Source organism: Dietzia sp. SLG310A2-38A2 (assembly GCF_014145095.1).
In the GTDB taxonomy this organism is placed as follows: domain Bacteria; phylum Actinomycetota; class Actinomycetes; order Mycobacteriales; family Mycobacteriaceae; genus Dietzia.
In genome coordinates this window covers 1-9,715 of sequence record NZ_JAALDX010000115.1, presented here as the reverse complement: position 1 = coordinate 9,715, position 9,715 = coordinate 1, and the positions used below count along the sequence as shown (strand labels likewise).

Annotated in this window: 9 protein-coding genes and 1 pseudogene; 4 read left to right on the top strand and 6 right to left on the bottom strand. The window is 69.7% G+C overall.

Annotation, left to right across the window (positions count from 1 at the left end):
- The 4 genes from G6027_RS04415 to G6027_RS19305 form a co-directional block, all read right to left on the bottom strand.
- Positions 1–1,293 (bottom strand): FAD-dependent oxidoreductase (locus G6027_RS04415; protein ID WP_182635746.1); only part of this gene is annotated, 1,293 nt, incomplete at its 3' end.
- Between the two features lie 70 nt (positions 1,294–1,363).
- Positions 1,364–2,980, bottom strand: coding sequence for an MFS transporter (locus G6027_RS04410; RefSeq protein ID WP_182635744.1), 1,617 nt, complete (start codon positions 2,978–2,980; stop codon positions 1,364–1,366).
- Complete coding sequence (locus G6027_RS04405) at positions 2,977–3,654, bottom strand: nitroreductase family protein (RefSeq protein WP_182635742.1); 678 nt, start codon at positions 3,652–3,654, stop codon at positions 2,977–2,979. Before G6027_RS04405 ends, G6027_RS04410 begins: the two co-directional genes overlap by 4 nt.
- A gap of 8 nt (positions 3,655–3,662) precedes the next feature.
- Entirely contained in the window at positions 3,663–4,802 is a 1,140-nt protein-coding gene (locus tag G6027_RS19305; RefSeq protein WP_206682464.1) for an acyl-CoA dehydrogenase family protein, read from the bottom strand.
- 116 nt (positions 4,803–4,918) lie between these two features.
- On the opposite strand from G6027_RS19305, the gene G6027_RS04395 reads away from it, so the two are divergent.
- Both G6027_RS04395 and G6027_RS04390 read left to right on the top strand, forming a co-directional pair.
- Positions 4,919–5,353, top strand: coding sequence for a nuclear transport factor 2 family protein (locus G6027_RS04395; protein WP_182635741.1), 435 nt, complete (start codon positions 4,919–4,921; stop codon positions 5,351–5,353).
- 14 nt (positions 5,354–5,367) lie between these two features.
- Entirely contained in the window at positions 5,368–5,736 is a 369-nt protein-coding gene (locus G6027_RS04390; protein WP_182635739.1) for a hypothetical protein, read from the top strand.
- A gap of 79 nt (positions 5,737–5,815) precedes the next feature.
- Here G6027_RS04390 and glyA read toward each other — a convergent pair whose 3' ends face one another.
- Positions 5,816–7,120, bottom strand: a complete 1,305-nt coding sequence (glyA, locus tag G6027_RS04385; RefSeq protein WP_182635737.1) for a serine hydroxymethyltransferase — start codon at positions 7,118–7,120, stop codon at positions 5,816–5,818.
- 133 nt (positions 7,121–7,253) lie between these two features.
- Between glyA and coaA the strand changes: the two genes are divergently transcribed.
- A complete protein-coding gene (gene coaA / locus G6027_RS04380; RefSeq protein WP_182635735.1) occupies positions 7,254–8,186 on the top strand; it encodes a type I pantothenate kinase in 933 nt (310 codons plus the stop codon).
- Positions 8,187–8,234: 48 nt separating this feature from the next.
- On the opposite strand, the gene G6027_RS04375 is transcribed toward coaA, so the two are convergent.
- Positions 8,235–9,365, bottom strand: coding sequence for a tocopherol cyclase family protein (locus G6027_RS04375; RefSeq protein ID WP_182635733.1), 1,131 nt, complete (start codon positions 9,363–9,365; stop codon positions 8,235–8,237).
- A gap of 127 nt (positions 9,366–9,492) precedes the next feature.
- On the opposite strand from G6027_RS04375, the pseudogene G6027_RS04370 reads away from it, so the two are divergent.
- Positions 9,493–9,715 (top strand): annotated as a pseudogene (locus G6027_RS04370) (PH domain-containing protein); the annotation flags it as partial.

Genomic DNA, 9,715 nt, shown 5'->3' with positions numbered 1-9,715 from the left:
CCGCAACCCGAACACCAGCGCGGTGGCCAGGCCGCCGGCGTACGCGCGGCGGTACACCCCGCCGGTGTCCGATCCCGCGGCGAGCAGACCCGGGATCACCGTGCCGTCGGCGCGCAGGACCGAGGAGTCGGCGCCGATCCGGATCCCCACGAACGGGAACGTCACCGCGGGGGTGGTCTCGATGATGTAGTACGGCCCCCGGTCGAGCGGCGCGAAGTCGTACTCCCGGGGCGGCAGGACCTTCTGCCCGGCCTCGTTCACCCGGCGGATCTCCTCGGCGATCACGGCGCCGTCATAACCCCACTCCTCGGGGAGGTACTCGAACTCCTCCAGGGTCTCGGCCACTCCACACCGCCCCCCGCGCTTGGACGCCTCGGTGTACTTGTCCACCGCGACCGCGCCCTCGACGTACGAGCCACAGATCCAGTCGCGGTAGACCCGCTCGTCGGCGACCAGCAGGCCTCGGGCCTCGGGCTGCTCCATCAGAGCCATCGCGGTGAGGTGGTCGCCCTGCGTCTCGTCGACGAAGCGCTCTCCGCGGAGGTTGAACAGGAGCGCATGCTCGGAGTAGTAGAGGGAGATCCCCACGAAGTCGCCGGAGTCCCGGAATCCCAACCCCGACGGGATGAGGTGCCCGTAGAAACCCGCGTCGTCGAAGCCGATGGCGGCGTCCACGGACTCCGCCAGTCTCAGGCCCCCGCCGTCGCTGTGCGGGTTGGAGCGGAGCGGGAGGCGCGAGGCGAGCGGGTGCAGGTGTCGCTCCACGAGTTCCGCGTCGGCCTGGAACCCCCCGGTGGCCAGGAGGACTCGTCGCGCTCTGATCTCGCGGACCTCGCCGTCGGCACCGGTCCGCACGGTGGCCCCGACCACCGCGCCGTCCTCCGCAAGGAGGCCCTGGACGTTCGCGCCCGTGTGGACCGCACCCCCGGCGGCCCTGATCTCGCGGGCACAGGCGTCGAGGTACTGGTTGGTGTCGAACGCGTGGCCGACGCCGTACCGCAGGACCGGGACACCGTCCGCGCAGTCGACGCCCCGGCCGCGGATCCAGTCGAGCCCGGCGGCGAAGTCGTCGACGACCGCGTTGCGCAGTGCCTCGTCCCCATGGGGGTTGATCTCCGCCATGATCTGCCGCGTGGGCGCCGTCCAGGCATATCCTGCGAACCGCGCGGATCCGCCGATCTCCTCGGCTTTCTCCACCACCACGACGCGCGCTCCGCGGTCGGTGGCGCGGGCGGCAGCGGTGAGGCCGGCCATGCCGGCACCGATGACGAGAAGATCGACGGCGTTCTGCATTCGTGGCTCCCGGAGGGGTTCGGCTGCTGCGATGTGGACCACCATAGCATCTTAACTGAAGTCAGTTCACCTATTTGGGACCTCTCCTCACCCTCGGCCCCTCGACCGCCCCGGCGACCAGCGACTCCACCCGGTGCCGCAGCCGGGTCTCCGGGACGGTGAGGCGCCGGTGTTCCTGCTCAGCGAACTCCTCTCCGCTCCTCACCCGGTACGTCTCGACGAACAGTCCCGGTTCTGCGGTCGGGTGCTCGAGTCGCCAGTGCCGACCCCCCAATCGGAGCCGCGAACGCCGCAGATCGCGCATCGCGGTGAGGAATTCCTGCGTGCGATCCTCCGGCACCCGGTACTCGTAGCGGACCACCACCGGTCCCGATGGGTCGCCCAGAGACATACCCGGGTCGGTGGTCTCACCGGACGGCCCCGCCGGCCCACCGAGCTCGGAGACGAGGACCGGTTCGATCCCCTTCTCGGCGCCCAGCCCGACGAACAGGAGCGATACGCAGCTGATCACCATCAACCCGGCTGCCGCGAGGAGAGCGGCCTGCAGTCCGGCGGCGTCGGCCACGACCCCCCACAGGAGCGATCCCGCCGCCTGGGTCCCCTGGACCGTCAGCAGGATGAACGCGATCAGCCTGGGCCGGATCCAGTCCGGGAAGAACTGGTGCCCCATCGACATCCACGAACTCTGCACACTCACCCAGGCCGCGCCGGCGAAGAGCATGGCGATCGCGACCACGACCGGCGACGTCGAGACCGCCAGCACCGCCAGGGCGGCGGCGTAGACGACGGCGCCGCACGCAGCGAACACCGTGACCCTCAACCGCCTCCGCAACCCGCCGAAACCCACGACCGCCACGACGGCCCCGGCGCCGATCAGCGCCATGAGCGCCCCGAATCCGTCCGCGCCCATCCCGAGACGGTCGTGGACGGCCAGCGAGATGAGCGCCCAGAGAGCACTGGACGGGACCCCGAAGAGAAAGAGCTGGAACAGCAGACGTGTGGTCCACGCCGAGTGGGCCACGAACCGCACCGCCCCGGAGATCTCGGGCATGATCGCCCGCCGCGGGGCGGTCCGGTCAGGGGACCTCCGCTCCATGCGCCACAACGTGAGCGCACATCCGACGGACAGGACGGCGACCACCACAAACGCCCACTCCGCGCCGGCGAGCCCGAGGCCGAGACCCGCCAGGAGCGGGCCGAGCGAGCGGGCGAGGTTGAACACCGCACCGTCGACCAGTGCCGCTGTGGGGATCATCCGGCGGTCCACGGTCTCCGGCAGGAGCGATTGCCATGAGACGCCCACCACCACCAGGGCGGTGCCGACGAGCAGGACGGAGAGGATCATCGGAAGCGCATCGTCGGTTCCCGTCACCGTCAGCGCCGTCGCGGCCACCGCGGACGCCGCCGACACCACGGTGGCCAGCGCCATCATCTTCTTGCGCGAGGCGTACCCCGCGACCACCCCGACCGGCAGCGCGAGTACCAGGAAAGGCACCGCCATGGCCGCGGGCGCGAGCGAGATCACCGACGCGGACTCACCGCGTTCGGTGAGGACCCACTGGACGGAGACGACATGGATCCACACGGCCACCGCGTTGGTGAGCTGGACCGCCTCCAGGGCCCGGAACGCCCGCTCGAGCCGGAGCGGGCGCGCCTGCGATCGGTGGGCGCCCGCCCCGGCGCTCACCACTGGTCCCAGTGGATGAACTCCTCCGCCGGTGGCCGCCAGGCGGGGCGGAAGGTGGTTCCGGTGTAGTGGGCCACCGGGATCATGCAGACCTGCTCCACCTGCGTGGGATCGATCCCCACGATCTCGGCGACCTCGTCCTCGCGACCGAGGGTCATCCCTGTCCAACAGGTACCCAGTCCGCGCAGTCGCGCCGCGAGCATGAAGTTCCACACGGTCGGATACACGGTCGCGAGCCGGTGCTTGGCGTTGAGGACATCCCCCTCGGCCAACCGCGGGGTCAGACAGGGGATGACGATCACCGGCACCCGGGACATCACGGCCGCGAGGTGCTCCGCGGAGTCCCTGGTCCGTCTGCTCTGGGCCGCGTGCCGGGGGTCGGAGTCCACCCGGTTGAACAACCCCACGTCACTGGCGCGGTAGAAGCCGTCGAACTCCTCGCGGTAGATCCGGCCGAGTCGGTCGATGCGGTCGGGATCGCGCACCACGACGAACTCGGTGCGCATGAGGTTGGATCCCTGGGGCGCCTGGAGGGCATCGGAGACGCACTCCTCCAGCACTCGCGAGTCCACCTCGCGCCCCAGATCGAGACGGCGGCGCACGGCGCGGGTGGTGGTGATGAGTTCGTGGGCGCCGGGGGGCGCGGGCGTGGTCCCGGCCGTGGGTTCCGACATGGTCATCCCTAGACCCCGACGAGGTCCGCGATCGACCGCCGGGCCTCCCGGCCGCCCCCGAACGCGCCCTCGTCCCCGAGAGCGCGGCGCAGATAGAAGTGGGCGGAGTGTTCCCAGGTGAATCCGATCCCGCCGTGCAACTGGATCGCCTCGTAGGCACTCCTCCTGACGGCGTCCGCACAGACCGCCGACGCGACCGCCACGGCCAGGTCGACATCGGAGGCGGCATCCTCGTCGAGGACGGCGAGGGCGTACATCGCAGCGGATCGGGCCCGCTCACGATCGACCAGCATGTCCGCCAGGCGGTGTTTGATGGCCTGGAACGACCCGATCGAGCGTCCGAACTGATGTCGCTGGCTGACGTAGGCGACAGTGTCGTCCAGCAGCCGAGCGGCGATTCCCGCGTGCTCGGCGGCCAGCGTCGCGCGCGTGATGAGGTTCAATTCGCGAACGACGTCCACGACCCGTGCGGCATCGACGAGGACCCGCGCGGGCGAGTCCACCAGATGCAGGTCGGCGCGACGCCGGGTGAGATCGACGACCTCCCGGTCCCGGCGTTCCGCGTCGGCGAGGTCCACCACCACGAGCATTGTCTGCTCACCGGAAGCCGCCACCACCACCAGCGAATCGACCGCCTGCCCCCAGAGGACGCCCTCGACGATCCCGTTGACGACGGGACCGGCTCCGCCCGTCGCCACGGTGTCCGCCGACAAGGTGACCTGCCCGTCGAGCGACACCCCGATCGTCCGGCTTCCCTCCATGACCGCTCCGAGGAGATCGCTCACCGAGTCCGGGTCGTCGGCCCGGACCAGCGCCTGACCGGCCACCACGGCACTGACCAGGACGGGTTCCGGCAACAGGGCGGCCCCGGTCTCCTCGAGAACCACGCCCAGGTCGGCGAACCCGAAGCCGTGCCCTCCCAGGTGCTCAGGCACGGCGAGTGCGGCGACCTGCAGTTCCTCGTTGAGCTTGCGCCACCGGGCCTCCGAGTAGCCCGTATCGGACTCGGTCGACTGCCGGACCGCCTCGTGGGAGCCGTGCCGGGCCACGAACTGGGCGACGACCGTGCGCAGCTCGTCGCGCTCCGGGGTCGGCAGGATGATCGACGGGTCGGCCTCGGGTCGTGCGGTCCGTGTCTGCTGGGTCACGGGATGTCCTCTCCTCCACTGAACCTGAGTTGAGTTCAATTCAGACCATGACAACATAGTGAGGCGGATCACGCAAGCTCTTGAGATCCGGGCCACTACTAAACTAAGTTCGATTCATGACTGTGCCCGACTCCCCCGCACCCGACTCCACCCTGTCCGACTCCACCCTCGTCACGTACTACTCCCGGGTGGACTCGGGAGACCTCGAGGCCGGCCTCGCCCTGCTGTCGTCGGACGTCTCCTTCGCCATCCTCCTACCCGGCTCCGCCGTCCGCGGTACGGACCGTGACGGAGTCCGTCGATACCTGGAGGGGCGGGGCCCCGTCGACCGGCGCCACGTTCCCACCCACTCCACCCGCACCGGCGAGCTCGAGTTCGTCTACGGCGCCGTGGTCGAGGACGGCCTCACGATCACCGGCCACTTCCTCGCGTCCGCCCGGATCGACGACGACGGGCTGATCACCGGCTACCAGGTCGCGTTTGACCCGGAGCTCGGGCTCGCCTCCCCCACCCTCGCCGCCACTGACCCGGCCTCCCCCACCCACGACTGACATCGGAGCATCACATGACCACCAGCACCCCGCTACTGCACGCCTGGTTCGAGATCATGGACTCAGACGATCCCGACAGGGTCCTCGACCACATCACCGCCGACTTCCAACTCTCCATCCAGTTCTCCAAGGGCGAGTCGGCAGCGGAGTTCCACGGCGACCGGGCGGCGCTCGAGGTCTACCTCGCCCAGCGTGAGAAGAGCGTCCTCACCCATCACATCCTCAGCGGCGCCCGCGTCGGCGACACCGAACTCTGTCTGGGCGAGACGCGGCGGGGCGGCGACTTCGAGGCGAGCTTCAACGCCAGCGCTCAGCTCACCGCGGAGGACAAGGTCCGTCGCCTGCTCATCTGTCGCACCCCGCGGGTCCGATTCACGGACTGACCCGGAGCTCGCGTCTCCCCCGGAACAGCAGAAACCCCCGCAGCCTCACTGCGGGGGTTTCTTCGTTTCCGGCCGGGTCTCAGCCCAGGATCGTCCAGTCCTCGAGGCCCTCGTACAGCGGCTTCGACGCGGCCAGCGCGGACACACGCTCACGCAGGGCGGTGACGTCGGCAGCCGTGCCCGCGGCGAGGGCGGTGCCGATGATGTCCGCGACCTCGCGGAAGTCCTCGGCCTCGAAGCCACGGGTGGCCAGGGCCGGGGTACCGATGCGCAGACCGGAGGTGACCATCGGCGGACGCGGGTCGAACGGCACGGCGTTGCGGTTGACGGTGATGCCGACCTCGTGGAGGAGGTCCTCGGCCTGCTGGCCGTCGAGCTCGGACTCGCGGAGGTCCACCAGCACCAGGTGGACGTCGGTCCCTCCGGTGAGCACCGAGACCCCGGAGTCCTTGCAGTCCTGGGCGGTGAGCCGCTCGGCGAGGATCTTGGCGCCCTCGATCGTGCGCTGCTGACGCTCGCGGAACTGCTCGGTGCCGGCGATCTTCATGGCGGTGGCCTTGGCGGCGATCGCGTGCATGAGCGGCCCGCCCTGCTGACCCGGGAACACCGACGAGTTGAGCTTCTTGAACAGCTCGAGGTCGTTGGTGAGGATCATGCCCGAACGCGGCCCGCCCAGGGTCTTGTGAACCGTGGTGGAGACGACGTCGGCGTGTGGAACAGGGCTCGGGTGCAGTCCCGCGGCCACCAGGCCGGCGAAGTGAGCCATGTCCACCCAGAGCTTGGCCCCCACCTCGTCGGCGATGGCGCGGAAGGCCGCGAAGTCCAGCGTCCGTGGGTACGCCGACCACCCGGCGATGATGACGTCCGGCTTCTCCGCCAACGCCATCTCGCGGACGGTGTCCATGTTGACCTGCATGGTCTCGGGGTCCACCTCGTAGGCGGCGACCTCGTACAACTGGCCGGAGAAGTTGAGCTTCATGCCGTGGGTGAGGTGACCACCGTGCGCAAGGGACAGACCCATGATTTTGGAGCCCGGCTTCGCCAGCGCCATGAGCACGGCGGCGTTGGCCTGGGCGCCCGCGTGTGGCTGGACGTTGGCGTACTTGGCGCCGAACACCTCCTTGGCGCGGTCCCGGGCCAGGTTCTCCACCACGTCGACGTGCTCACACCCGCCGTAGTAGCGCCGGCCCGGGTAACCCTCGGCGTACTTGTTGGTGAGCACCGATCCCTGTGCCTGCAGGACCGATCGCGGCACGAAGTTCTCCGACGCGATCATCTCGAGCGTGTCTCGCTGTCGTGCGAGCTCGCCGGCCATCGCCTCGGCGACCTCCGGATCGAGCTCGGACAGGGAAGCGGTGAACACGTCGGTGTTCGGGTCGGTCATCGTTGCTCCTCGCGCGTGGGCTTCTCACTTCGTACGAATCGTGTTGGGGCCACGGCTCGTCTCGTCGTCGTCAGTCTAGTGCCAGGGCACCTGGAGGCCTCTCCCCCGTGGGCACCTGACACAATCAGCAATCGTGAGCAGACATGCCGGCGACTACTCGCCGTACGTGGAGTTCGACCGCCGGAGTTGGCGTCGACTGCGGCGAGCCATGCCGATGGTGCTCACCGAACAGGACCTCGAGGGACTGCGCGGTCTGGGCGAACACCTGGACCTGGACGAGATCGCGGAGATCTACCTGCCGCTCAGCCGGCTCATCCACCTTCAGGTATCGGCCCGTCAGCGCCTGTTCCAGTCCACCAACCTGTTCCTCGGCGAGACCGTGGACGCCCCCATGCCATTCGTGATCGGGGTGGCCGGCTCGGTGGCGGTGGGAAAGTCGACCTCCGCGCGTGTGCTGCGCGCGCTGCTGACCCGCTGGGACTCCCACCCCCGAGTGGACCTGATCACCACCGACGGCTTCCTGTATCCCAACCGCGAACTCCAGCGGCGCCAACTCATGCACCGCAAGGGCTACCCCGAGTCCTACGACCGGCGTGCGCTGCTGAGGTTCGTCACCGAGGTCAAATCCGGTGCCCCGGTCGTCCGCGCGCCCGTGTACTCGCACACCAAGTACGACATCGTCCCCGACGAGTCCATCGAGGTCTGCCGCCCCGACATCCTCATCGTCGAGGGCCTGAACGTCCTGCAGACGGGCCCGCGACTGATGGTCTCGGACCTGTTCGACTTCTCGCTCTACGTGGACGCGCGGATCGAGGACATCGAGAAGTGGTACGTCGAGCGGTTCCTCGAACTGCGCAGCACGTCGTTCTCCAACCCCAGCTCACACTTCGCTCACTACGCCGACCTGTCCGACCAGGCGGCCCGGTTGGCGGCGCGCGAGATCTGGACCTCGATCAACCGGCCGAACCTGGTGGAGAACATCCTGCCCACCCGGCCGCGGGCGACGCTGGTACTGCGGAAGAACTCCGATCACTCCATTCAGCGTCTGCGCCTGCGCAAGATCTGACGCATTCCGGCGCTCAGTCACTCGGCGTTCGATCACCCAAGCGCGCAGTCACTCCGGCGCGGCGCCCGTCTCCCCCACCGGAACGCCGCGACGCCGCAGCTCCGCCTCGGCACGATCCAGCCCCCCGTGCTCGAGTGCGGCCTGCGGACTGTGATCGCTCCAGACGTGGCGCCCGAATCGGCTCACCTCCACCTCGAGTTCTCCGGACAGGTGCTCGATCGCGCCGGCAGAGTTCCGCTTCTCCGACGGCAACGGCACAGGCAGCACGTGGGCCCGACCCAGCGGCGCCCGCCCGGTCACGCGGATCCTCCAGCCATAGCCACGGCCCTCGAGCGCCCACACGTCGTCACCGACGTCGGCGCGGACCGGTGAGACCACGGGGTTGCCCAGCCGGATCACCCGACCATCCGGAAGTCGTACCACCAGGGCCGTGACCTCGGTGCGCAGCGGGCCCGAGTGGATCTGTCCGCCGGCGAACGCCACGCAGGTGCCCGGTTCGGAGAAGCCCTGCGCCTGCCCCCACCACCAGGAATCGGGAAAGCCCTCGGCGCCCCAGTTCTTCTCCCCGTAGACGTCGGCACCGTCGAACTCCCAGCGCCGACCGTCGAGTTCGGCCCAGCCCCTCGCCTGGCCGCCGAGCAGCCACGGGTGCCAGTACTGGTTGAGGGCGGGAACGGCCTGGAAGATGCTCGACCCGCCGACCGCGCGGTGCGGCCACTCAACGGGGTCGGTGACCTCCACGTGGAGGCGGGCCCCCTCGCCCATGTCCACGGTGACTCCGTCCGGCCGGTACTCGAACAGGTCGCCGGAGCGGGCGCCCAGGCGGTCGGGGTCGGCCCACCCCTCGGGCGCGGCGGCCAGGCGGAGAGAAGACGACGTGCCCGACCGTGGTGAGGGCGTAGCCGACTCGCTTGGTGACGACGACGAGGTCGCGCCGACCCCCGGCCGGGGGAACCCGGTCGTCCCGGACCGGGAAGGCACCTCGTCGGACGCCAGGCCGAGCGTCGCCCAGTGCCCGTCCGGCCCCCGGTTGATCCCGATGAGCGCTATGAGGGCGCGGCCGCGTTCGCGGTCGGTCACGCGGAGGAAGTATCCCTCCATGGCCACCCCGTGTGCGCGGAGCGGATCGCCGAAGGGCAGGTCTGCGCCGGTTGCCCGGTATCGCCGGAGAAGTGTCATGACCGCCAGGGTTCCACAGGGCCCTATGTTGGACACCGTGAACTCATCACCGATCGGACTCAGACCACCACGCAACCGTGTCGACCCGCGGTGCCGGCGCTGGTGGACGGCGCAGGTCGCACTGTGGATGGCAGGACCATTGGTGGTGGCGGTGGTCCTGGGCCTGGTTCTGTTCCCGTGGATTCTGCTCGTGGCGACGGGGTGGGCGGCCGCGACCGCCGTGGCGCTGGTCGCGGTGCCGCGGGTGCGCTGGGCCATCCACCGGTGGGAGGCCACCGACGCGGCGATCTACAGCCGTAGCGGCTTGTTCTGGGAGGAGTGGAGGGCCGCGCCGCTCTCCCGGGTGCAGA

What these genes read in the sequence shown, in the direction of transcription:
- G6027_RS04405 (WP_182635742.1), bottom strand. Translation starts at nt 3,654, where the DNA reads ATGTCGGAACCCACGGCCGGGACCACGCCCGCGCCCCCCGGCGCCCAC.
- G6027_RS04395 (WP_182635741.1), top strand. Translation starts at nt 4,919, where the DNA reads ATGACTGTGCCCGACTCCCCCGCACCCGACTCCACCCTGTCCGACTCC.
- G6027_RS04390 (WP_182635739.1), top strand. Translation starts at nt 5,368, where the DNA reads ATGACCACCAGCACCCCGCTACTGCACGCCTGGTTCGAGATCATGGAC.
- glyA (WP_182635737.1), bottom strand. Translation starts at nt 7,120, where the DNA reads ATGACCGACCCGAACACCGACGTGTTCACCGCTTCCCTGTCCGAGCTC.
- G6027_RS04375 (WP_182635733.1), bottom strand. Translation starts at nt 9,365, where the DNA reads ATGACACTTCTCCGGCGATACCGGGCAACCGGCGCAGACCTGCCCTTC.